Annotated in this window: 18 protein-coding genes and 1 pseudogene; 1 reads left to right on the forward strand and 18 read right to left on the reverse strand. The window is 50.1% G+C overall.

Annotated features, from left to right (window positions below; all coding sequences use genetic code 11):
- Positions 1 to 271 precede the first annotated feature (271 nt).
- Complete coding sequence (locus tag HQN60_RS04150; RefSeq protein WP_173532475.1) at positions 272 to 1,735, reverse strand: glutamate synthase subunit beta; 1,464 nt, start codon at positions 1,733 to 1,735, stop codon at positions 272 to 274.
- Entirely contained in the window at positions 1,735 to 6,399 is a 4,665-nt protein-coding gene (gene gltB, locus HQN60_RS04155) for a glutamate synthase large subunit (RefSeq protein ID WP_217390229.1), read from the reverse strand. Before gltB ends, HQN60_RS04150 begins: the two co-directional genes overlap by 1 nt.
- 660 nt (positions 6,400 to 7,059) lie before the next feature.
- Here gltB and HQN60_RS16435 point away from each other — a divergent pair.
- Positions 7,060 to 7,719: pseudogene (locus HQN60_RS16435) on the forward strand (methyl-accepting chemotaxis protein); the annotation flags it as partial.
- Positions 7,720 to 7,769: 50 nt separating this feature from the next.
- On the opposite strand, the gene HQN60_RS04165 reads toward HQN60_RS16435, so the two are convergent.
- From HQN60_RS04165 to HQN60_RS04240, 16 genes are all read right to left on the reverse strand, one after another.
- The gene (locus HQN60_RS04165) at positions 7,770 to 8,948 is read right to left on the reverse strand and encodes an EAL domain-containing protein (RefSeq protein ID WP_173532477.1); all 1,179 of its coding nucleotides are present in this window, start codon (positions 8,946 to 8,948) and stop codon (positions 7,770 to 7,772) included.
- A 9-nt stretch (positions 8,949 to 8,957) separates the two neighbouring features.
- Positions 8,958 to 10,019: a protein-glutamate methylesterase/protein-glutamine glutaminase gene (locus HQN60_RS04170; protein ID WP_217390231.1), complete on the reverse strand. Its 1,062-nt coding sequence runs from the start codon at positions 10,017 to 10,019 to the stop codon at positions 8,958 to 8,960.
- 147 nt (positions 10,020 to 10,166) lie between these two features.
- Entirely contained in the window at positions 10,167 to 10,979 is an 813-nt protein-coding gene (locus HQN60_RS04175) for a CheR family methyltransferase (RefSeq protein WP_173532478.1), read from the reverse strand.
- Positions 10,966 to 11,541: a chemotaxis protein CheW gene (locus HQN60_RS04180; RefSeq protein WP_217390233.1), complete on the reverse strand. Its 576-nt coding sequence runs from the start codon at positions 11,539 to 11,541 to the stop codon at positions 10,966 to 10,968. The genes HQN60_RS04175 and HQN60_RS04180 overlap by 14 nt, the downstream gene beginning before the upstream one ends.
- Before the next feature lie 31 nt (positions 11,542 to 11,572).
- Entirely contained in the window at positions 11,573 to 13,219 is a 1,647-nt protein-coding gene (locus HQN60_RS04185; protein ID WP_173532479.1) for a methyl-accepting chemotaxis protein, read from the reverse strand.
- 37 nt (positions 13,220 to 13,256) lie between these two features.
- Entirely contained in the window at positions 13,257 to 15,410 is a 2,154-nt protein-coding gene (locus HQN60_RS04190) for a chemotaxis protein CheA (protein WP_173532480.1), read from the reverse strand.
- Positions 15,403 to 15,693, reverse strand: a complete 291-nt coding sequence (locus HQN60_RS04195; protein WP_173532481.1) for an STAS domain-containing protein — start codon at positions 15,691 to 15,693, stop codon at positions 15,403 to 15,405. Before HQN60_RS04195 ends, HQN60_RS04190 begins: the two co-directional genes overlap by 8 nt.
- 53 nt (positions 15,694 to 15,746) lie before the next feature.
- The gene (locus HQN60_RS04200; protein WP_173532482.1) at positions 15,747 to 16,115 is read right to left on the reverse strand and encodes a response regulator; all 369 of its coding nucleotides are present in this window, start codon (positions 16,113 to 16,115) and stop codon (positions 15,747 to 15,749) included.
- Between the two features lie 258 nt (positions 16,116 to 16,373).
- Entirely contained in the window at positions 16,374 to 17,282 is a 909-nt protein-coding gene (hemF, locus tag HQN60_RS04205; RefSeq protein WP_173532483.1) for an oxygen-dependent coproporphyrinogen oxidase, read from the reverse strand.
- A gap of 141 nt (positions 17,283 to 17,423) precedes the next feature.
- Positions 17,424 to 17,804: an aspartate 1-decarboxylase gene (gene panD / locus HQN60_RS04210; RefSeq protein ID WP_173532484.1), complete on the reverse strand. Its 381-nt coding sequence runs from the start codon at positions 17,802 to 17,804 to the stop codon at positions 17,424 to 17,426.
- Between the two features lie 208 nt (positions 17,805 to 18,012).
- The gene (locus HQN60_RS04215; protein WP_173532485.1) at positions 18,013 to 18,612 is read right to left on the reverse strand and encodes a hypothetical protein; all 600 of its coding nucleotides are present in this window, start codon (positions 18,610 to 18,612) and stop codon (positions 18,013 to 18,015) included.
- Positions 18,613 to 18,845: 233 nt separating this feature from the next.
- Positions 18,846 to 20,705 (reverse strand): ribonuclease catalytic domain-containing protein, encoded by a 1,860-nt coding sequence (locus tag HQN60_RS04220; RefSeq protein ID WP_173532486.1) that lies wholly within the window; start codon positions 20,703 to 20,705, stop codon positions 18,846 to 18,848.
- A gap of 127 nt (positions 20,706 to 20,832) precedes the next feature.
- Complete coding sequence (gene prfA / locus HQN60_RS04225; protein WP_173532487.1) at positions 20,833 to 21,909, reverse strand: peptide chain release factor 1; 1,077 nt, start codon at positions 21,907 to 21,909, stop codon at positions 20,833 to 20,835.
- A gap of 365 nt (positions 21,910 to 22,274) precedes the next feature.
- On the reverse strand, positions 22,275 to 23,528 hold the full coding sequence (gene hemA / locus HQN60_RS04230) for a glutamyl-tRNA reductase (protein ID WP_173532488.1): 1,254 nt from the start codon (positions 23,526 to 23,528) through the stop codon (positions 22,275 to 22,277).
- 80 nt (positions 23,529 to 23,608) lie between these two features.
- Entirely contained in the window at positions 23,609 to 25,372 is a 1,764-nt protein-coding gene (gene feoB, locus HQN60_RS04235; protein ID WP_173532489.1) for a ferrous iron transport protein B, read from the reverse strand.
- Positions 25,369 to 25,668, reverse strand: a complete 300-nt coding sequence (locus HQN60_RS04240) for a FeoA family protein (protein WP_217390235.1) — start codon at positions 25,666 to 25,668, stop codon at positions 25,369 to 25,371. The genes feoB and HQN60_RS04240 overlap by 4 nt, the downstream gene beginning before the upstream one ends.
- Positions 25,669 to 25,682 lie beyond the last annotated feature (14 nt).

Raw genomic sequence — 25,682 nt, forward strand, 5'->3', positions numbered from 1 at the left:
AAATGCGGCATACCGTTCACTTAAACACACCTTTTAACGCAGAGACGCAAAGGCGCAGAGAAAAACCAAATCCGAACTCAAACCGGTAGCAAACACCACAATTTAAACTGCGACTGGTTGATGTTTTGCGGTGTTTTGCTCCGCGTCTCTGCGCCTCTGCGTCGGCGTCTCAATGTTTAGCTTAAGTGAACAGCACTACAACAAATGTTGGCTCTTTATCTATGTATCTACCGGTAGCACTTAATTAAAAAGGGCTGCCGGCCAATACCCATCAACGTGGCAGTACGGTTTTGCCCATCAAGAATTGATCGACCTCACGTGCGGCTTGGCGGCCTTCGCGGATGGCCCACACAATTAACGATTGACCACGGCGCATATCACCCGCGGCAAATACTTTGGCAACATTGGTTTGATAGCAAGCTTGGCCCTCAGTGGTGGCTTTGGCATTGCCACGCGCATCTTTTTCGACGCCAAAGGCGTCAAGAATGCTAGCAACAGGATGGGTAAAGCCCATCGCCAAGAACACCAAATCGGCTGGCAGTTCAAATTCACTGCCAGCAATCGGCGTCGGTTTGCCGTCTTGCCATGCTAAACGCACCAACTGCACCGCTTTGAGTACGCCATTTTCACCAACAAACGCTTGCGTTTGCACGGCAAAATCACGATCAGCACCTTCTTCATGACTACTCGAAGTGCGCATTTTGACCGGCCAATATGGCCAAACCAGCGGTTTGTTTTCTTGCTCTGGCGGTTGTGGCATTAATTCCAGCTGCGTCACGCTCGCTGCGCCATGCCGGTTACTGGTCCCCACGCAGTCAGAACCGGTATCGCCACCACCAATCACCACCACATGTTTACCCGCCGCATGGATTGGATTGGCAGCACCGCCGGCCACTTGTTTGTTTTGCGCGATCAGCAATTCCAAAGCGTAATGCACACCTTTTAGCTCGCGCCCCGCTACGGGTAAATCACGCGGCACTTCTGCGCCACCGGCCAAAATCACTGCGTCAAACTCAGCATCGAGCTCTGCAGGAGTAATCACGGTTTGCGCATCGCAAACGATACCAGCAGGTATGTCTTTAGAACCAACAATGGTATTGGTCTTAAATAAAATACCCTCAGCTTTTAATTGCGCCAAACGACGATCAATCACCGATTGCTCTAATTTAAAATCAGGAATGCCGTAGCGCAGTAAACCACCCACTGCGGCGTTTTTCTCAAACACCGTAACGGCGTGACCAGCCCGCGCCAGCTGCTGCGCGGCAGCCAAACCCGCTGGGCCAGAACCAACAACAGCGACTTTTTTACCGGTTTTAACGCTAGCAATTTGCGGTAGCACCCAGCCGTTTTCCCAGCCTTTATCAATAATCGAGCGCTCGATGGATTTAATACCGACCGGATCATCATTAATGCCTAGCGTACAGGCGGCTTCGCACGGCGCAGGGCACACACGGCCAGTAAACTCCGGAAAGTTATTGGTTGAATGCAGTACATCCAACGCGGTTTTCCAGTCTTGGTGGTAGACCAAATCATTAAAATCAGGGATCACATTGTTAACTGGGCAGCCGTTATTGCAAAACGGAATGCCGCAGTCCATGCAGCGTGCGCCTTGCAATTTGGCTTTGTCATCGCTTAATGCCGGAACAAATTCACGATAATGCGTTAGGCGCTGGGCCACCGGCTCGTAACTGTCTTTGACGCGTTCAATTTCTAAAAATCCAGTTGGCTTGCCCATTATGCAATCTCCTTCACTGCGGCTGCGGCACTGACATTCGCTGCGGCCATTTCTTTCAATGCCCGGCGATATTCATTCGGGAACACCTTCACAAAAGCGGCACGGCTTACTGGCCAATCTTGCAGCAACTGGCTGGCACGCACACTGCCGCTTAACTCTGCATGGCGAGCAATCAAAGCTTTGAGCTGGGTTTCATCAGCGATGTCATTGTGGAACGGCGCGGCTTGTTCAGCAGCGGGTAACACGCGCTCTAGCGCAACTTGCGCCATATTGCAGCGCGCAGCAAACACGCCTTCAGGATCGTAGACATACGCCACGCCACCCGACATCCCGGCGGCAAAATTGCGCCCCGTTTGCCCCAGAACTACCACCGTACCACCGGTCATGTATTCACAACCATGGTCGCCCAAGCCTTCAACCACCGCGGTGGCGCCCGAGTTACGCACCGCGAAACGCTCGCCGCCAACACCAGCAAAGAACGCCTCACCGGCAATCGCGCCAAACAGCACGGTATTGCCAACGATGATGTTTTCCCAAGTTTTGCCGCTAAATGCCGCATTCGGACGAATCACAATTCGCCCACCCGACAAGCCTTTACCCACGTAGTCATTACCTTCACCGGTTAAGGTGATGGTGATACCGCGCGCCAAGAAGGCGGCAAAACTTTGCCCTGCCGTGCCGTGTAGCGCCACTTGCAGTGTGTCTTCCGGCAGGCCGGCATGGCCGTAACGACGTGCCACTTCACCCGAGAGCATCGCCCCCACAGTACGGTTGATGTTTTTCACCGCAAGACTGATTTTGGTCACTTCACCGCGTTCCAACGCCGGCGCAGCTTGCGCCAACAATTGATTGTCGAGCGCTTTATTCAAGCCATGATCTTGCTGTTCGGCATGCAGGCGTGACACTTCTGGTGCGGCTTTGGGTTGGTAGAAAATCTTGCTAAAGTCCAGACCCTTGGTCTTCCAATGGTCTACCCCTGCCTGTTTATCCAGTAAATCAGAACGGCCAATCAATTCATCAATGGTGCGAACGCCCATTTCGGCCATGATTTGCCGCGCTTCTTCGGCAACGAAGAAGAAGTAATTCACCACATGCTCAGGCTGACCCGAGAAACGCTGACGCAGCACTGGATCTTGCGTCGCAACGCCGACTGGGCAAGTGTTCAGATGGCATTTGCGCATCATAATGCAGCCTTCCACCACCAGCGGCGCGGTGGCAAAACCAAATTCATCCGCACCGAGCAAGGCGCCAATCACCACGTCACGACCGGTTTTCATTTGGCCGTCAACTTGCACCCGAACTCGACCGCGCAGCTTGTTCAGCACCAGCGTTTGCTGGGTTTCAGCCAATCCTAATTCCCACGGACCGCCCGCGTGTTTAATCGACGATTGTGGCGAAGCACCAGTGCCGCCGTCATGGCCGGCAATCACCAAGTGATCGGCCTTGGCTTTAGTCACCCCTGCCGCCACGGTACCCACGCCGACTTCAGCCACCAATTTCACCGAAATCGACGCCACTGGATTGACGTTTTTCAAGTCGTGAATCAGCTGCGCCAAATCTTCAATCGAATAAATATCGTGATGTGGCGGCGGAGAAATCAAGCCGACGCCCGGCACCGAATGGCGCAATTTACCGATGTATTCGGAAACCTTGTGCCCCGGCAATTGACCACCTTCACCGGGCTTGGCGCCTTGCGCCATTTTGATCTGGATTTGATCGGCGTTAACCAAGTATTCCGTCGTCACCCCAAAGCGGCCCGATGCGACTTGTTTAATCGCCGAGCGCAGGCTATCGCCTTCTTTAAACGTGTAATCACGCTCGATGCGGTTTTTACCGATCACATCCGACAACGTTTGGCCGGCTTTCAGCACGCCAAAACGCGCCGCGTCTTCACCGCCTTCACCGGTATTGGATTTACCGCCAATGCGGTTCATCGCAATCGCCAAGGTTGAATGCGCTTCGGTCGAAATCGAGCCGAGCGACATCGCCCCCGTGGCAAAGCGTTTCACAATCTCGGCCGCCGATTCAACTTCAGCCAACGGCACAGGTGCGCCCGCCGGTTTAATTTCAAACAGGCCACGCAAAGTCAGGTGACGTTTGCTTTGATCGTTAATCAGCGCGGCGTATTCTTTGTACGTTGAATACGAATTGCTGCGCGTTGCGTGTTGCAATTTGGCAATCGAATCTGGCGTCCACAAATGGTCTTCACCACGAATCCGGAAGGCATATTCGCCACCGGCATCCAGCTGATTGGCCAATACTGGGTCGCTACCAAATGCCGAGGTATGTAGCCGCACCGCTTCTTCAGCAATGTCAAACAGACCAATACCCTCAACATTACTGGCCGTGCCGGTGAAGTATTTTTTCACCACTGATTTTTGCAAGCCAATCGCTTCAAAAATCTGCGCGCCGGTGTACGACATATACGTTGAGATGCCCATTTTTGACATCACTTTCATCAAGCCTTTACCCACGGCTTTGATGAAGTTTTTCTGGTATTTCGCCGCCAGCTCCGCGTCGCCGCCATTGGCATACGCCAAATCCGCCAGCGTAGCCAAGGTCAAATACGGATACACCGCTTCTGCGCCGTAGCCGCCAAGCAAGGCGATATGGTGCGTTTCTCGCGCTGAGCCGGTTTCAACCACTAAACCAGTGCTGGTACGTAGGCCGCGTTTTACCAAGTGCTGATGAATCGCCGAGGTGGCCAGCAAGGCAGGAATCGCCACATGCTTGGCATCCATCGCCCGATCAGAAACGATCAAAATATTGGCGCCAGATTTGACGGCGTCTTCCGCTTCGGCCACCAAAGACGCTAAGCGCGCTTCAACGCCCTCTTTACCCCAAGCAACGGGGTAGCAGATATCCAGTTGATGCGAATAAAACTTACCGCCAGTGTACTGGCCGATATTGCGGATTTTTTCAAACTGCGCGCTAGATAAGACCGGTTGCGCCACTTCGAGGCGAATCGGTGGGTTAATGTCGGTGGTGCCAAGTAAGTTCGGTTTCGGGCCAATAAACGACACCAAAGACATTACCATTTCTTCACGAATCGGGTCGATCGGCGGATTGGTCACCTGAGCAAATAATTGCTTGAAGTAATGGTACAGCGGCTTGTTTTTCCGCGACAACACCGTCAGCGCAGCGTCATTACCCATAGAGCCAGTCGGCTCTTCACCGGCTTTGGCCATTGGCTCCAGAATAAACTTGAGGTCTTCTTGCGTGTAACCAAAGGCTTGCTGTTGATCGAGCAGCGAGTGAGCATCGGGCGGCGGGAAACTCACCTCGCCATCGTCGCCTTCGATGTCATCGAGCTTAATGCGGATTTTTTCAATCCATTCGCGATACGGCTTGGCGTTAGCAAGGCTGTCTTTAAGCTCTTTATCGTCAATGATTCGGCCTTGCTCCAAGTCGATCAAGAACATTTTGCCCGGTTGCAAACGCCATTTTTTATTAATGCGCTCTTCACTGATCGGCAATACGCCCGATTCAGACGCCATCACCACCAAATCATCGTTGGTGACTAAATAGCGCGCTGGACGTAAACCATTACGATCCAGCGTCGCGCCGATTTGGCGGCCGTCGGTAAACGCCACAGCGGCTGGGCCATCCCAAGGCTCCATCATGGCGGCGTGATATTCGTAGAAAGCGCGGCGATTTTCATCCATTTCACCGTTACGTTCCCACGCTTCAGGAATCATCATCATCATCGCTTGCGCTAGCGAATAACCGCCCATCACCAATAATTCCAGCGCATTATCAAATGACGCCGAATCCGATTGTCCCGGATAAATCAGTGGCCAGATTTTGTCGATATCTTTGCCCAGCACCGGCGAGCTAATGGCTTTTTCACGCGCACGAATCCAGTTCACATTGCCACGCAAAGTGTTGATTTCGCCGTTATGCGCGATATAGCGGAATGGATGGGCTAAATCCCAAGTTGGGAAGGTATTGGTCGAGAAGCGTTGATGCACTAAGGCCAGCGCCGAGATACAGGCAGGATCTTGCAAATCTAGGTAATACTCGCCCACTTGGTCGGCCAGTAATAAACCTTTGTAATTGATAGTACGAGCGGAACACGACGGAATGTAATACTCGCCACCGTATTTAAGCTTTAAGGCGCGAATGGCATGGCTGGCGCGTTTGCGAATGATGTACAACTTGCGCTCTAGCGCATCAGTGACCAACACATCATTGCCACGACCAATAAAGAGCTGGCGAATCACTGGCTCAGTGGCTTTAATCAGCGGCGACATCGGCATATCGTGGTTAACGGGGACATCACGCCAACCCAGTACAACTTGTTTTTCGGCGCGAACTGCGCGCTCAATTTCTTCTTCACAGGCGGCGCGGGCTGCGGCTTCTTGGGGCAAGAAGCACATTGCGACACCGTAATCGCCCATCGGCGGTAAAACAATACCCTGGGTGAGTGTCACCTTGCGAAATAGCGCATCAGGGATCTGGATCAATATACCTGCACCATCCCCCGCTAAAGCATCCGCGCCAACTGCGCCACGGTGGTCAATATTTTTTAGAATGAGCAAACCTTGCTCAATAATATGATGGCTTTTTTGGCCTTTGATGTGAGCAACAAAACCCACACCACAAGCGTCATGTTCATTGGCGGGGTCGTACATCCCCTGCTCGTTAGGAAATGCCATGTCCATTCGTCTATTCCTATGCAATATCAATGTCTGAGTAGCAGACTTCACCACATCGTTTAACCGACTTCATCAAGAAAAAATCGCCCAATGGATAAGTGTGCCAGAATAATTTGCTGCTGAAAAAATAAAAAACCAAAACTTAAGCAAAATCAGGCGAAACACCACTAGCCGAAGCAACATTTATCTTCTATGACGGATCAACAGCCTACATAAAGATTACGAAAAATGTCTATAAAAACCTCTTACTTGCTTGCAATTGCAATAATAAATTGCGCAATCAGTAGCCTGATTGCCTCAGTTTGGTGGCAAGGTCTATTGCTTGGCGTGGTAATCTGCGGCGCATTACTCATTAGCCAGCAGCAAAATCCAGCACAACAAGGCGTCGAAGCCGCGCCGCCGCCCCCGCCAATTCACAATGAATTGCCCTTATTGCTGGTGGATTTACTGCCGCTTTGGCAACGCAATTTAATCTTGGCGCGCGATCAAAGCCAAGAAGCGGTGGATAAATTAGCACTGCACTTTGCCGATATTATCGAGAGTTTGGGGGGCACAATTCGTTTGGCTTCCGATGGCGCACACGGCGGCAATGTGATTGCCACCATCAATCGCTCTGAGGCGCAACTAAACAATATTGTTCAAGCGCTCGAGCAAGTGCTCAAAGATCGCGCCGCGCTCTTGGTTGAGCTAGAAGGCCTAGGGCAATTTAATACTGAGCTCAAACAAATGGCGACATCCGTGGCTGAAATCGCTGGGCAAACTAATTTATTGGCGCTCAATGCGGCCATTGAAGCGGCGCGCGCTGGGGAGGCGGGTCGGGGTTTTGCCGTGGTTGCCGATGAAGTACGTAAACTGTCAACGCTATCTGGCGAAACCGGCAAACATATTCGCAGCAAGGTAGAGTCGATCAATGCCACGATAGAAGGCGCTTTAGCAGCAGCCAAAAACCTATCCATCACCGAAGCGTGCATGATCGGCGAGTCAAAAAATATTATTGATGATGTCGTACACGGCTTTCATCAAACGGCAGACCAACTCAATCAAACCGTGCAACAACTCAATACGGAAAGCCAAGCCGTCGAACAAGAAATCCATGAAGTCTTGGTGCACTTACAATACCAAGATCGAATGGGGCAAATCATGGGACATGTGCAAGGGGATATGGATAAATTACAACAGCTACTGGCCAAACAAAGCCCAATACCAGCGCAAAGCCAGTGGCTAAACGAGCTAGAATCGAGCTACACCACCAATGAGCAAAAAACGATACATTCGGGCAAATCGCACCATAGTGCGGTGACCAGTGCAGGAATTGATTTCTTTTGATTTCTTTTAAATCCGCCGCTTGATCCATGCCAAATGGATCAAGCAATCAATCAAACTTGGCCGCTGAGCGCCACCTGTTTACGCCAATTTGGTACTTCATCGGCAGTAATTAACTCGCCAATCATGGCCCCCGAAACATAATCACAAGCCGCAGCTTCCAATTGCTGCAACTGCGCCGCCGTGGTGACATTGCTGGCATAGGTTTTCAGTGATAAATCGTGCGCCAGTTGAATGCTGTATTTAATCAATAATTGACTCAACTCTTGTTGCTGCGCGCGCTCGATCAAACCGGCAGATAAATGAAATTCGCTCAAAGGCAGCTGGCCCTGCTCTTCAAGCCAAGTAAAGCCTTGCCCACGATCGATATATGCAATACCTACCTCTTTTATCCTCAGTTGCAATAAGGTGTTCAGAATACTTGCCGCATCATCCCGCCCTGCCCAGCAAGCCACTTCTAATATGACTGAATTGGCCGGCAATTGTAGTGCCGCTAAATCATTTAAAAAAGTCGGCGCCATGGTATAGGCAGCAAAGGTCGCAAAAGGCAGCGGAATATTCATAGTCAATCGCAATCCATGCCGCTGCCAAGACGCCAGATCATTGAGCGCTTGCGTCATAAAACTTTGCACCAGCGCGGTAAATTGCGGCAAGGCATACAATTGCGCGATCAATGCATCGCGATTTTGCCCGGGAAAAACCGCCTCATCCCACGTTGGCACCACACGCAGCCCTTGTAGCAGTCGGCTATGTAAATCAATCCGGGGCTGGTAAGCAAAACCAATTAAATCGGCATTGATTGCCGCAACTAAATCGGCCGGTAAAACCGCACTCAAGGCCGTGGTGGTGCGTGGAGCAAACCCACTTAAAGCCGCGCGTAATAAATCGGCGGTCAGCGGTTTTTGCACTGAACCAACAATATGCAAACCATCACTGCGCCCTAAAGACACCACAGAAGACAGCAACACGGTTTCTCTGGAGCTCACCACTAAAATGCCAGCTTGTTGATGGCTACGCCCCAGCTCTTTGAGTAAACCAATGCCATTCACGCCCGGCATTTCTAAGTCGAGTAAAATTAAATCTGGTTTTAAGGTCGGTGCTTTTAATTGCAATAAAGCATTGAGCCCATCGTCCGCAGTAGCAATCACCTCCAACTCCAGCTCGCGGCACAAATTCACCGCGTGTCGCCGCTGCACCGAAGAATCATCCACCACCATCACTGTTGTTGACACAATGACTCCTTAAGCGCTGATCACGCTAGAAATTCTCGACAATGGCAGCACCTCATCGGCGGCCCCCAATTTAATGGCTTCTTTCGGCATACCAAAAACCACGCAGCTGTTCTCATCTTGGGCATAGGTTTTTGCACCGGCGTCTTGCATTTCTTTTAAGCCCTTAGCGCCATCATCGCCCATCCCCGTCATAATCACGCCAATGGCATTGCGCCCGGCAAATTTAGCGCCCGAACGAAATAACACATCCACCGATGGGCAGTGTCGACTCACCAATGGTCCATCAACAACATCCACCAAATACTGAGCGCCACTGCGCTTAATCATCAAATGCTTGCCGCCTGGCGCAATCAACGCCAAACCTGGCAATAATCGATCACCATGCTTGGCTTCGCGCACATCGATATCGCACAACTGATCTAAACGATTCGCAAATGATTCAGTAAAATTAGGTGGCATATGCTGAACAATCGCAATCGGTGGGCAAGTACGAGGGAGTTTTTTTAACACCTCTTCCAAAGCCTGCGTGCCACCCGTTGAAGCCCCGAGTAAGACAATACGCTCTGTCGTTTGCAGCATCGCGCCCTGAGTCGGTGGTGCTATCACCACATCGGCAGTTAATTTAGGCCGCACAATAATCGGCGGCGTATCTGGCTTGGGTTTTAGCAACGCCACTTTGGCCCGTGCTGCGGCTCGAACCGCACTGACCAAACTTGCGGCATCATCCAGTAGCGCCTGCTTTACCCCTAAACTAGATTTGGCCAACACCTGCGCCGCCCCTGCACGCAACGCCTCAATCGCAGTGACCGATCCTTGTGTGGTGAGCGAGGATAAAACCACCACCGCCGTTGGCCGCTCACTCATCAGCTGCTTCAAAAACGTAATTCCGTCCATGCGGGGCATTTCAACATCGAGCACCAAGACATCGGGCCAATTTTTCTTCATTTTTTCGAGGGCATAAACCGGATCAGGCGCTGAATCAATCACGCGAATATCTACAGTTGCATTTAAAACTGCACTGACCACCTGACGAATTACCGCCGAATCATCCACCACCATGACCTTAATCATATTTTTATCCGATAAATATCGTAGCAGTTAGGTTTTTTATTACTGCTCTATTTTTAGGCCTGGAATTTTAAAAGCCAGAAGCAAAGTGCGTAATTACCAGTTATAAATCATACACAGCCATTGCCTATGTATATATTGACCAACAAATCAAACTCCCGCCAGCGATTTATATTGATAAATTCCAGGTTGAATTAACTTCAAGCTATCATTTAAACCATATAGACTTTCAGAATGACTCACTAATAAATACGCATTATTTTTTAATTTTTTAAGCACTCTATTTAATATATCCTGCTTACCATCACCATCAAAATAAATCAGCACATTTCTTAAAAAAATAAAATCAAACAAGCCAATTTCCGGTAATGGCGCTGCCAAATTAATTTGTCTAAACCCGACTTTATTTCGTAGCACTGGCGCAATCAATAATGAGCCATCTTGCTTGCCGACACCTTTAAGGCAATATTTGCGCATCAATGTGCTAGGGATGCCATCAGCGCGGGTGAGTGAATAATGCGCCGCATTCGCCTGCGCAATCACCCGCAAACTAATATCACTCCCGAGTACATGCCAATCGGCTTGCTCACCAAGCTGATGCGCCAAAACCATGGCAATACTCCAAATTTCTTCGCCAGTGGATGAAGCGGCGCTCCAGACTTTGAGTGCGCGATTTTTAGGCCACGCCGCTACTTCATGCTGCATCCAATCAAAGTGCTTGCGCTCACGAAAGAAAAAAGTCTCGTGCGTGGTGAGTAAATCCACCGCAATGGCTTGCTCTTGCACTTCGTCTGGATCTTGTAACACTCGCAAATACGCTTCATACGTACTCACTTGCCGTGCGGTTAAACGATTCAATAAACGCTGCTGCAATAATGTTTTCTTACTCTCGGGCATATGCATGCCCGATTGCTCGCGCATCCACGCGCTAAAACGGGCAAATGTGGCATCATTTAATTGCATGAAGCTCTTCATGAGAGTGGCTCTCATCCATTTTTGGCATTACCCCATCATGCTCAATCCCAGCCAAGACCGACATTTCCTCCACCGACAATACCCGTGAAATATCCAGCAATACGATAAAGCGATTATCCACACACGCCATGCCTGAAATAAACTCGGCGCGTAATTTACTGCCAAACTGCGGCGCTCTTTCAATATCATCCAGCGCAATGGTTAACACTTCATGCACCGCATCGACCAACACGCCAATCAATTGCGCCGCGCCAGTTTCAGGATCTAAAACTTCAACAATCACCACGCAAGTGCGCCGGCCCAGCTCAGTGCGGGCTCGGCCAAAGCGCAAGGCCAAATCCGTTACCGGCACCACGGCGCCACGCAAATTCATCACACCACGCAAAAAGTCCGGCATCATCGGCACTTCGGTCAAATATTCGTACTCTAAAATCTCTCGAATCGAGCGAATCCCAATCGCAAAAGTTTCCCCCCCTAGTTGAAATGAAAGATATTGCTCGGTGCTTTGCATTTGGACTTCTGCATCACTTTTACCGGCCGTTTTGTTCATTAATGCGAGCGCCCCCATCATTCACCTCCTCTCAAAAATGGACAAAATCATTTTCATCTAAACCCGATGATTGGGGTGCATGCTGAGCCGATGATTGTTTTTTACCCATCCCTTTGCCCGATTGCACATGGCTACGGCGGTGGCTGGTGCTATCAATTTGAAAAAATCCCATCACATCTTGTAAATTGCCCGCTTGCGAGCTGACTTCTTCGGCGGTGGCCGCTAGCTCTTCACTGGCTGAAGCATTGGATTGCGTCGAGCTATTGATTTGCTGCACCGCGCTATTGATTTGCCCCACGCCACCGGCTTGCTCATTGGCGGCGGCGGCAATTTCTTGCACTAAATCGGCAGTTTTAGTACTTGAGCGCACCATTTCATCGAGCAAACTACCGGCGCGTTCAGCCAAAGCCACGCTATTGCTGGCCACCTCGCTGATTTCTTGCGCTGCCACTTGGCTGCGTTCGGCCAATTTACGCACCTCGGCAGCCACCACCGCAAAGCCTTTACCATGCTCACCGGCACGTGCCGCTTCAATCGCAGCATTGAGCGCCAAGAGATTGGTTTTGTAGGCAATATCATCCACGATGCGAATACGCTCGGCGATCTTACGCATCGCTTCAACGGTTTCACGGACCGCCGCGCCGCCTTCTGAAGCTTCGCGAGACGCTTTGGTGGCAATGCTTTCAGTTAATCGGGCGTTTTCATTGGTTTGATTAATGGATGAGGTCATCTCTTCAATCGAAGATGAGGTTTCCTCAATACTGGCCGCCGATTCGCTTGACGATTGCGATAGGCTTTGTGAGGTGCTCGACAATTGCATTGAAGCGGCAGACATATTGTCGGTATTGCTTTTTACTTCAATAATAATGCCGCGCAAACGCTCAACCATGGTGCGAATCGCATACGCCAAGCTGGTTTTATCGCCATCACGTACTGCAACATCAATCATTAAATTGCCTTTGGACAATTCAAACATCAGCGCTTGCACGTAATACGGCTCGCCGCCCAAAGCACGGGTAATCGAGCGAATAATCAGCCAGCTAATTGCAATCGACAGTAATAAGGCAATCAAAGCCACCGTCACCAATAACCACTTGGTTTTGTCGACACTGGCAGACGCGTCTTTACCACTAATTTGACTTAAACGCGTTTGCTCATCGCCCAAATCACGCACCACTTGCAATAAATTGGTCATTGGCACAATCACTTGCTGCAAAACTACTTTTGCTTCGTCGGCTTTATTTTCCAAGCCTAACATTTGTGCTTTATCTGTGAGCTCAAATGTTGGCGGAATTAATGCTTTGAGCTGATTTTGAATCTCAACTTCTTTGCGCGAATTTTGGCCATCGTGCTCTTCCATTGATTTATTAAAAGCCGTTTGCGCTTCTAAAAACGCTTTCTTTGCGGCTTGGTATTTTTCGTCAATGCCTTTGAGTTTGCTCTCATCCTCTTCGATCACCGATTGCCGATACAGCACGCGCATTTCTTGCAGCTTATCGACCATCAAAGCATACAGATCATTACGAGAAAATTTGACTTTCACAATATCATCGAGCTGGGCATTAATTTGTGCCAAACCCTGCACCGCGACCGCCACACAGATCAATAGCATCACCACTAGCGCGCCAAAGCCTAGACCCAGCCGCATTGCAACGCTCATGTTTTTAGTTGAATTCATCGCTTTCTCCTTGGTTCGGCGCTTACCGAAAACACAATCAAAATGCCAAATGGCTATGCACTACCGACCGAGTGGCCAATTCATGGTTAAAACTAAAAATTTCCGCATCGCGCAGCGTGACATGCTGCACCAGCTCACTGACATCTAAAATCAATGCCACCTGCCCATTACCTAAAATCGTTGAGCCGCCAATGGCTTTAAGATGCTGAAATAAAGTACCTAAAGGCTTAATCACCGTTTGAAACTCACCCAATAAAGCATCCACCACTAAACCGACTTTTCTTTCATTGGCGCGAATCACCACCACATTGGCGCGATCTATTGCTTGATCATCCGATTCCAATTCAAGGAAATTCGATAAGCGCAATAAAGGCAATAATTCGCCGCGTAAATTTAAATGGTCCAAACTACCGTCAAGTTTTAATTCATCGGGTAATTCAATACATTCGATGACCGACTCCAATGGCACCACATACGTGGCATTGCTGCTGCGCACCAAAAAGCCATCGATAATTGCCAAAGTCAGCGGTAACCGAATTCGCAATACCGTACCAACCCCGACATCGGAATCAACCATCACATGGCCACGTAGCGCATCGATGCTTTTTTTCACCACGTCCATGCCCACCCCGCGACCCGACAAATTGGTCACTTGATCGGCGGTGGAAAATCCCGGCTCAAAAATCAGGCTGAATATTTCTTGCTCAGAGAGTTGCGCCTCGGCACTGACCAAGCCGCGCTCCACCGCTTTGGCGAAAATTTTATCGCGGCGTAAGCCCGCGCCATCATCGCTCACCTCGATCATCACACTGCCTGATTCGTGATAAGCATTAAGGTAAACAGTGCCATGTATTGGCTTGCCGGCCTTGATCCTTGTCTCTTTGGACTCAATACCATGGTCCATTGCATTACGAACGATGTGCATTAATGGGTCAGAGAGCTTTTCAATCATCGATTTATCCAGCTCGGTTTCCGCGCCGGTGACTTCTAAATGAATGTCTTTGCCCAATTCTTTGGCCACATCGCGCACCACACGAGGAAAGCGCTGAAACACTTCACCAATTTGCGCCATCCGCATTGACAGCACGCCGGCGCGAATTTGCTCGATCAGATTACTCATGCTCAAGCTCCACTCTTGCAAAGCCATCGCACCGTTTTGACTGGCCAGCAAATTACCTGCGGCACCGGAAATCACTAATTCACCGACTAAATTAATCAAGCTATCGAGCTTTTCAGCCTCCACCCGCAAAAAGGTGGTTTCACCGGTTTTCTCAGTTTTGACTTTTTTAGCCCCCGCTTGCTGCGCCGTGGTTTCCGCTGCGGGACGACTCACAATCGGCGCTTCCACTGGCGCTGGTTGTTCTACCTCCAGCGGTGCGAGCCCTAATTCAACCCATGCGGCATTGATTTTTTCCCACACCTCAGGCGCAATTTGCCCGGTTTGCTGCTGTAAAAACTCGCGTGCCTCGGCCAATGGGGCAATCAAAATCAGGCTGTCTTCACGCACAAACTCAAATACATCATGTAACGCGGCTGCCGTGGTATTGCCTTCAAAGCGCAGCGCAAACTGCAAATAATTATGCTCAGGGTCAAAATCACGCGTGTTGAACAGCGTATCGGTGAATGGCAGTACCCGTTCAATCCGGCCTTGCCGCGCCAAAAACCGAAAAAAGCTCGCCAAGTCCAAACCATGCTGCAGCAAATCAGGGCTAAAGCCCAAAAAGATCAGCCAACTTGAGCCCGCGTCCACTGGCTGCGCTGGCGTAGTCTCGAGCACCGTGACTGGCGAAACTGGCGCAACCACGGGCTTTTCAACTTGATATTGCTGCAAATCGGCCAGTAAAGCGGCACGATCATCCGCCGACGGAATAATGGCGGTATTACTCATCGCATCGACCATGCTTTGCACATAGTCACGACAACGCAGCATGACACTGACTAAAGCTTCATCGAGCTGAATGCTGCCATTTCGCAGTAAGTCGAGAACGTTTTCTACTTCGTGGGTGAATTTAACGATGTCATCGAGCGCAAATAATCCCGCCGAACCTTTAATGGTATGCATCGTTCGAAATAGCGCATTGAGCAGCTCAATATTGCCTTGGGCATTTTCAGCATCGAGCAAAATATGCTCCATTTGCTGCAATAGCTCATTGGCCTCATCAATAAACGCCTGTAGTCCCTCGTCATGCATTGAGCCTCTCCTGATTTGGCGCGAATAGGTAATCGCTTAAACCCAGCAAGCTCACCAGCTCTTTTAATTCTGCAGTCGGTTGCAACAACTGCAATGGCTGCTGTTGGCGCTCGGCCTCTTGCTTGGCCCAGAGTAGTAACTGCACAAAAGCGCAATCGCATTCTTGAATCTGCTGTAAAGACAAAGACAAACCTTTGCTTTCATTCAGGATCGATTTGAGTTGCTGATAAGTGTCACGCACTTGGTAGATGGTTTGTTCGCCGTTCAAAATAAGTTCAGTCATTGCTGATACACCATTTTGGTTTCATCGAGGTTCATGCCAATTTAGAAATGGCATTACGGCAAAATGAGTTTTTGCACGGCCTCGAGCATTTGTGCCGGTTGAAATGGCTTAACCACCCAAGCTTTAACTCCGGCGGCACGGCCTTCATTTTTAAGTGTTTCACCCGATTCGGTGGTTAACATGATCACCGGCGTAAACCGATAATTTGCCAACTGTTTTGCGGCTTTAACAAAACTAATCCCATCCATATTCGGCATATTGACATCCGAAATAATGAGGTTGTATTTGCGGCCATCGAGCTTACTTAAAGCATCACGACCATCACAGGCATCTACGACGTCATAACCGGCTTTTTTTAGAGCCATACCGACGGTTTGTCGCATGCTCGATGAGTCATCAACAATTAAAATGGTCTTCGCCATGCGATACCCTTTGCCTAAAAATGCCACTAACTCGGGAATTGATACACAGTTATTAAATTAGCTTACTTTTTGCTTATCGCAAGCTGAAATAGAAAACGCAGCAATCTGTGGTTTTTCGAGTCAAATAGCAAAATTGCTAGGGCAACAAGGGGAGATTGCGACAGCAAGCCGCAAGGAGATCAAACGATGAACGGACGCAATGCTGCGTCCGCGCAGAGATAGGCGAAACGCTTTGGCAAAGCGTTCCGCCATTTGGCTTTATGCCAGCCAGTGCTGAATCGGTAAAAAGTCGCGCAATAAAGCCGCTTCTGGCGAAGCCGCTTCTGGTTGATAATCATAACGCCACGCCGCCATGGGTGGCATCGACATTAAAATCGATTCAGTGCGACCACCCGACTGCAAACCAAATAAAGTGCCACGATCCCAAACCAGATTAAATTCAACATAACGACCACGGCGATATGCTTGCCAATCGCGTTCACGCTGGCCATATTCCAAATCACGGCGGCGCGCCACAATCGGGGTATACGCCGGTAAAAAGGCATCGCCCACCGATTGCATCATTGCCAAGCTTTGCGCAAAACCCAGCTCAGAAAAATCATCAAAGAAAATCCCACCAATGCCGCGCGCTTCTTGGCGATGTTTTAAATAAAAATACCGGTCACACCAGTCTTTAAAGCGCGGATATAAATCAGAGCCAAACCCCGCTAACGCTTGATGACAGGTTTGATGAAAATGCGACGCATCTTCGCGGTGGCCATAATACGGCGTTAAATCCATGCCGCCACCAAACCAAAACACGGGCTCAGCATCACTACCCGCCGCGGGTTGCGCGATAAAAAACCGCACATTCATATGCACTGTTGGAATATACGGATTACGCGGATGGAGCACCAAAGAAACGCCCATCGCTTCCCAAGCACAGCCAGCGAGTTCCGGCCGATGCGCGCTCGCCGATGGCGGTAAAGTCGCGCCCAATACATGCGAGAAATTCACCCCACCACGCTCAAACACCGCGCCGTTTTCGATCACTCGGCTAATGCCGCCGCCACCTTCTGGGCGCTGCCAGCGGTCGGTTTGAAAACAGCAGCCATCGATGTTTTCTAATGTCGCGACGATATTTTGTTGCAATGTCAGTAGGTATTCTTTTACTGCAGTGATATTCATTCCATCATTCCTTCATTGAGCTGACGGGCATTCTTTTTTAGCCATCCGAGCGCAAAAAAAATCCCCTTTGGCAACACCGGCGAAAGGGGATTTGGCCATGAAAGGCAAGGTCGCAGCGTTTAATCCGCGGCCAGTTGGCGATCAAAGCTGCTGCGTTGGAATTGCATTTTTGCTGTGCGTCATTTGATTATTGTTATCGACATAAATCAACGATGGCTTATGGTCGGCCAGTTCGCTGTCGTCGTAATCGGCAAAAGTTGCAATGATCAATAAATCACCCACTTGTGCATGGCGCGCTGCTGAGCCATTCACTGAAATAATCCCTGAACCACGTTGGCCTTTAATGGCATACGTCGAGAAACGTGAGCCGTTGTTGATATTCCAAATATCAATGGCTTCATATTCACGAATATTGGCGGCATCGAGTAGATTTTCATCAATCGCGCACGAACCTTCATAATGCAGTTCGGCGTGCGTTGCCGTTACACGGTGCAGTTTGGACTTGAGCATATTGCGTTGCATGGTTTTCTCCCGCGCTGCAGGTCATACCGAAAGGGTGGACCAAGTGCCCTAAACAGAGCGTTCACTTAAGCGCATTTAAAATAGGGCTCGATTATAAATTGCATTGGCGAAAATGCCCAATGTAAGTAGTAAAGCAAAAACTTTCTGATCGCCCGGTCTCACCCGGCCTCACTGCTGGTACTGACAGTGACTGAGCGCCCAGAATCAATTAGGTTTTGGCGCGATAAATCAAACAGCCATCGAGCAAAAATTCACCTTCGCCCACTTGTGCGTTGGGGGCGATGCGTTCAAAGTCAAAACGCTGGCCATCCAGTAACAGCCAAGCTGGAATCGCTTTTTCGTTAAAACGCCCTAGCGCTTCTTCGGAACGAACGATATCGCGTGCTTTTACTTGCTTGCTACTGGCTTGCTGGCGAGCGATTTCGGCGGCGTCTTCCATGGCATCACGCACTTCAGGCAACGGCGTAACACCGCCACGATTCAACGTAGCTTGAGCGCTCACTTCGCCTTTTTGCACCGGCAAAGCGCGTAAATACAAATTAAATAGCACGCGCGGCAACACCACCCGTTTCACTTGCTTATCGGGGTTAATCACACAAGCTACGCCAAAGTTTTCGCTGCACTTTGGGCATTGCGCTGTTGCGGCAATCGCAATGTGGTTTTCTACCAAACGCGCAATGCCATTCATTTGTTTGGCGTCGAGCATCGTGCCACAACGAACACAGGGCTTAGAGAATTGCTTTACTTGATTACCGTTGGCAAATTTCAACGGTAAAAAATCACTGAGCCGGCGGTTAGGCTGCATCATTATTCCTTGTGAGTAGGCGTTTAATTGTTAAACGCGGCCACGAAATTCACGTATTCCAAATCAGCAACGCCGTGATCATTAACGGCGCTGAAGTCAATTTAACAGTATTAGTGCAAAAGCTTGATGGCAAGCAATAGAAAGCCAAGAAAATATTCTGGTAAAGCTTGCCAGCACCACGCGTAGCGTCAATCAGGCAAAACCAGCGAGCCTAACACTCGCTCGGTGACTGCGCTTTACATTCTTGCCACACGCATCTCGACGGCTAATTCCAGATAATCAATATTTAGACGTTGCAAGGCGACGGTAGTTCCTGCCGGTAATTCAGGCAGACCACCGACACGCAGCACCAAAGGCATACCGTCAATGCGTACCAGATTTTCTTTAATCACTTGCGCGTTAAAGTCTTTTAGGTTTTCTTGCTCCATGAAACGCAAGCACCAGTAGCGTTCCATCTTATCTTGGAATTCAGCGTAAGCGGCATAAGCGGCGTCAAATGAGGAAATCGCGGTGAATAATTCAGCGTCGTTTTTTTGGTAGCGCGGTTTTTCGCCGCGCAGCATGGCCACTAATTGCTGTTGATTAATGTAATCCACAGCACGGCGTAGCGGCGAGCTCGACCACATATAGCATTCCACGCCAAGACCCGCATGTGCTGTGGCCTGTGTTGACAAGCGCACGCGGCCACCGCCTTGCGAGCGATAAATACCGGCGATTTGCGCGTCACGCAGCTCTTTACCCCATTGGCTATTGACCAAAATCATCAGCTCGGCGACCAGTTTATCCATCGGCGCGCCGCGTTTGCGTGGCACGATGCGAACTTTCTCATTCTCAACGCCATCCACCACATCGCGGTCGATATAAAAGTTGTAATCCATCCGCGTTTGCTGCGGTTGATCGGCCTTACCGCGACGCCCTTCGAGCGCACCAGCAAAATGCCACAAGAAATTGAGCTCGTCTTTCCACGGATAATCTGGCCCGTCTTGACCGGCGGTTTCTTCGTTGAAATACGGCTCGATATCATGGTGGCGCAAGTTGGCCACCACGGGCACGCGTTCGATCACTGAGCGGTAGCTCAAAATATCAAAGCCGAGCGACACTTCCAAATACATCGATACCGCTGGGCGCGCCGCACCTTCTTCTAGCGTAAACACATCCACTGCGTCGTCGGGCAACATGGTGATTTTGTCGCCGGGGAAATACACCGTCGACAGGCGATCGAGTACCACTTGATCCAGCGCTGAGCCTGGCGCAATACCGAGCACGGGCGCGGCAATATGGATGCCGACCTGCCAGTTACCGTTTTTCAATTTTTGCAAACTGAACGCGTCGTCGATTTCAGTGGTGGTGGCGTCGTCAATCGAGAACGCTTTTACGTCGGCAATCGGTAAGTCTTCCGGCGCAGTCACCGGCTCAAATTCAGCAAAACCACGCCCCTTAGGGAAATGCTCCACCAAAAAGCCATCGAGGAAATATTGCGCGATATTGGGAATCGCACCAACTTTATCCAGTAAACGCAAAGTCGAGGTTTGCGCGCTTTCTGCTGCTTGCGCCAACGCTTTGTATTCCAAACCGTTTTTGTCTGGGCGATGTATTAGCTTAGAGAGGATAGGCTTAAAGGCTTCTGGCAATATACCTGCTAGTAATTCTGCTTGCCATGCCGCCATTTGCTCGGCTTCACGCTGTTTACGCTCTAAACCAGCTAATGCCGCTTTGAGGTTTTCTTCTGGCGCGGCTTTGTAATTGCCACGCCCTTTACGATAAAAGTACATCGGCGCAGCGTGCAGGGCGATCGCGGCAGCAGCTTGCTGAATTAAGCTTGGATTTTTACCAAAATACTCAGCGGCAATCGCGGCAAAATTGAGTTCGTCGCCACCGCAGCATTCCCATAATAAAGTCACATCAACGTCGGCAGCTTCGCTTTGCGCGGCTTTGAAAAAGTCATCCAAACCGACTTTATCGAATTTGAGCAAGACATTGGCGGCCTTGATTTTGCTGCGCTTACCGCGGGTATCTTCGACTTGCAAACTCGCCGGCTGCTCGTCTTGGATCGTTGCAACCTTAAAGCTGCCATCTTCTTCGTAAAATACATTCATTTATGCGCGCGCCAAAAAAATCTAAAAAAATTTCGAACCACAGAGGCACAAAGACACAGAGAAATCACAACATAAGTTGAATCTAATTTCTCTGTGCCTCAGTGTCTCTGTGGTAAAAGGTTTTCTGCTAATCACTCAGTTGCGCCAGCAATTCGGCTTGGCGCTCGCTCATCAGGGCTTGTGTTAGCTCAGTTAAATCGCCATCCATGATGTAATCGAGCTTGTATAAGGTCAGATTAATGCGGTGATCGGTCATTCGACCTTGCGGATAATTATACGTGCGGATGCGCTCCGAGCGGTCGCCCGAGCCGATTAACGATTTGCGCTCGGCAGCTTCTTTGGCGTTGATTTCTTGCATTTGCGCGTCTTTAATTCGCGCCGACAGCACCGCTAACGCCCGGGCTTTATTTTTGTGTTGCGAGCGATCATCTTGGCACTCAACAATAATGCCGGTCGGAATATGCACCACGCGCACGGCCGAGTCGGTTTTATTAATATGCTGACCACCGGCCCCACTGGCGCGGTAAGTATCAATCCGCAAATCGGCTGGATTGATGTTGATTTCTTCCATCTCATCGGCCTCGGCCATCACCGCCACGGTACACGCCGAGGTATGAATCCGCCCTTGCGTTTCCGTCGCTGGCACCCGCTGTACGCGGTGTGCGCCCGATTCAAAACGCAGTCGCGAATACGCGCCTTGCCCAACAATGCGCGCGATCACTTCTTTGTAGCCACCGAGTTCAGATTCGTTCACCGACATGATTTCAACTTGCCAGCGATTACGCTCGGCGTAGCGGCTATACATGCGGAACAAATCAGCGGCAAACAACGCCGCTTCATCGCCGCCCGTACCAGCGCGAATTTCGAGGAAAATATTGCGCTCGTCGTTCGGATCTTTAGGCAGTAGCGCGGTTTGCAAATCATAATCGAGCTGCTCAAGGCGCAATTTACCGTCTTTGATTTCTTCCGCGGCCAATTCAGCCATTTCTGGATCAGACAGCATCAACTCAGCATCGGCCAAATTGGCATTGATGCGATTAAACTCATGCCACAACTCAACCACCGGAGTGATATCGCTGTATTCACGGTTTAATTTGCGATATTGGTCCATATCGCGCGTGGCTTCTTCAGACGCCAATAAAGCGCTAACTTCTTCTAAACGATCAGCCAATTGCGATAATTTGGCTTGAATTGATGGTTTCATGCTGTTTCCATAAGGCGAGCTACATGCAAGATTAAAACCTCGCCGAACTCAAACCAATGCTAATAATTGTGGCTGCACAATCAATAAATAGAGCGTTTATTCAGATTGTGAATGATCCGTTAAGGTAAGCCATTGAATAAGCCCATTCGCTATTTAAGCGATAGCGCCTTTCACTCGGGCTAAGCCTGAGTGACAGCGCCGAATGCGCGCCGTATCACCCTACTCTAACCCTGCCCCAATCACGGGGAGGCAATGCCGCAGGCTGCACCTGCTGCCCAACACGACAACAAGTCAAAAAAAACTAAGTATATGAATATAACCCTTAAACAATAAAAGCCATATTCATATACTCCCTAGCCCAGCGTTTAATCAATATCTTGTAATCGATATAAACGGCGTACTAAATTCACCAAAGCTTCTTGCTCATCTGGCGCAGCACTATTGAGCGCAGCAAGCGGAGCATGCAAAAATTTATTATTCATTTGCTGCGCCATTTGCTCGATCACGCTACTGGGATCAGCACCAGCAGCCAAGCGTTTTTGCGCTTTGGCGACTTCAGTTCGGGTAATGCGCTCGGAATGATCGCGTAAATCGCGAATCGTCGGCACCAAAGCCCGGCTGGCTAACCAAGTATTAAAATCACTCAAGCGCTCGCTGATAATCGCTTCGGCGCTTTCTACCGCCAACGATCGCGACGCCATCCCTTGGCGGACGACTTCGGCCAAATCATCCACGGTGAATAAATACACATCGCTTAAATCGGCGACTTCGCTTTCTATATCACGCGGTACGGCCAAGTCGACCATAAAAATTGGTCGATGACGGCGCGCTTTTAAAGCTCGCTCGACCATGCCCTTGCCCACAATCGGCAACGACGCGGCAGTGGACGTGACCACCACGTCAAACTCGGCCATTCTGGCCGGTAAATCGGCCAACAACATCGCTTCGCCATTAAATTGCTGCGCTAGCACTTGACCGCGCTCGAGCGTGCGATTAGCAATGGCGATTTTTTTAGGGTTTTGTGCCGCAAAATGCGTGGCGCACAGTGCAATCATTTCACCGGCACCAATAAACAGCACTTTGCAATCGCTAATCGAAGGGAAAATACGCTCGGCTAAACGCACCGCCGCAGCGGCCATCGACACCGATGACGCGCCAATTTGCGTTCGCGTGCGAACTTCTTTGGCTACGGAAAATGCCCGTTGAAACACCCCATTGAGCAAAGTCCCCAAGGTGCCGGCATCTCGCGCCAATCGTTCGGCATCTTTAAATTGGCCAACAATTTGCGTTTCACCCACCACCATCGAATCCAAACCCGACACCACGCGATAAGCATGCCGCGCCGCAGCTTCGCCTTCATAGATATACATATGAGAGGTAATGCTACCCAAGTCTTGATTTCTGTTATCTGCAAGCCAATACATCACTTGCTCGATATCGCGAGCGTGGCAATACAGCTCGGTTCGATTACAGGTGGAGACAATCGCAGCTTCAAAAACGCCTTTGAGCGCGACTAAGTCGGCCAATGCCGAAGGCAACTCATCCGGATTAAAGGCCAGCCGTTCCCGTACCGCAAGCGGTGCAGTTTGATAGTTAAGGCCGAGGACGAGCAGGTTCATGAAAAAATGGCGGGTTGCAAAACCCGCCATTTTACCCTGAAAACACCCACTTCACGCCACACTAAAGGAGTAGAACGCGATTAAAAATTCAGCAGTCGTGCTGACTGGTAAAAAACAAAGGAAATCGTCCACGCCAAGCCCAAAGACCAAACCAGTGAAAACGCAGTAAACGCCGTCGATTTAGATTCTTTTTTCATGGCGGCAATCACTGAAACGCAAGGGATATACGTCAGCGTAAACAGCATAAAGCTATATGCCGACACCGGATCTAGCGTGTGTGCGAGCTGCGTTGCCAGCGCCGTACCATCGTGACCGGTAATCACCGATAAGGCGCCGAGCACGACTTCTTTGGCAACAAAACCAAAGATCAGCGCAATCGACAAGGTTGAATCAATGCCAATGGGCGACAATACCGGTTGGAAAAAATCAGACACCATCAAGGCATAGCTGTGTTGTGGATTCGGGAAATTAGTCAGCAACCACACTAACACCACCCCAATAACGATCATGGTGCTGGCTAAACGCAAAAAGTCGCGCGCCTCACCCCAACCCCGCCGCCAGATATGGCTCAGCAATGGCAAACGATAAGGCGGTAATTCCAGCGCAAACGGCTCATTGGATTGAAAGTGCGAGCGAAATAACACCGCAGTGCCCATCGCCACCAAAATACTGATGATATACAGCGACAACAACACCCATGGCGCATTCGCCGGACTAAACAAAGCCCCACTCAAAAAGAGGAAAATCTGCAAGCGCGCTGAGCACAGTGAAAATGGAATCGTCAGCATCGTGAGCAAGCGGGCTTTATGATCACGAATCACCCGCGTGCCCATAATCGCTGGCACATTGCAGCCAAAGCCCATCATCAGCATCACAAAACCACGGCCATCAAGGCCCATTCGGCTCATAATGCCGTCCATCATAAACGCGGCGCGGGCAAAATATCCCGAGTCTTCAATCACTGACATCAAGCAGAAAAACAAGAAAATAATCGGCGCAAAAGTCAGTACCGTGGTGACGCCATCAAACACACCATTGACAATCAAACCTTGCCAAAAAGCCGGCAGCGATTGCGTAGCAGGCAATAAAAAGCTGTCTTTAAGCCAAACTAATCCCGCTTCCATGGTGTCTTGCAGCGGCGTACCAATGGCGTAGGTGAGTTGGAATAAACCAAACATCACCACAATAAACAGCGGCAAACCCAGCCAAGGGTGTAACACAAAGCGATCGACTTGCGCCGTGGTATCCAGCGCCAGCGTTGGTGGCTGCTGCACTGCGGCTTGAAATAGGCGTTTTTCTTGTGCATGCATGGCGCTGGCCGCAGGCACATTGGTTAAATCAAGCTGCACACTGGGTTGCGCCATCAGTTGATTTAATTGCTGCTTGGCTTCATTCAGGCCCGCGCCCAATTTGGCACTAATTAATTGCACTGCGCAGCCCAATTCCTTGGCCAGCAAAGCGCAATCAATCGAGATACCGGCGCGTTTGGCTTCATCTTGCATATTGAGGCAAATCAGCAGCGGCGCCCCTAAGGCTTTGAGCTGCAATGCCAGTGCCAACTGGCGATCGAGTTGCGTGGCATTGAGTACCAATACGATGGCATCAAGTTTGGCTTCGGCCAAAAAACGCTGGGCGACATGCTCGTCCTCAGCGCCGCCGACTAAATCGTAAATCCCCGGCAAATCAAAAATTTGCACCATATTGGCGCCGAGCAAAATTCTGCTGGAAGCCAATTCCACCGTTAAGCCCGGCCAATTGGCCACGCGAGCAGTGCCGCCAGTGAGGCGATTAAATAAAGTGGACTTTCCTGTATTGGGCATGCCAACGAGGGCGACCCGCTTCATACTAAAACCTCAGCCTGATTCAGCACGACCACCGTCGATACAATCGGCAGCACCTGAATCAACGCGGCATCAGCGCGGCGCAGCATAAATTCAGTATTGCCCACTCGCAAATGCAAAGGGCCACCCAGCCAACCTCGGCGAATCACCGTGACTTCACTGTGCTCACGCAAACCCAGCGCCGACAATCGTGGCAGTAAATCAACATCCGTACTGATGGCGTGTACCACGGCACGTTGGTTTAAATCTAGCTGAGAGAGAGCACGCATAGTCGCCAATCCGCAATGAGAATGATTCATAATATCACACCATA

Origin of the sequence: Deefgea piscis, assembly GCF_013284055.1 — a bacterium.
In the GTDB taxonomy this organism is placed as follows: Bacteria; Pseudomonadota; Gammaproteobacteria; order Burkholderiales; family Chitinibacteraceae; genus Deefgea; species Deefgea piscis.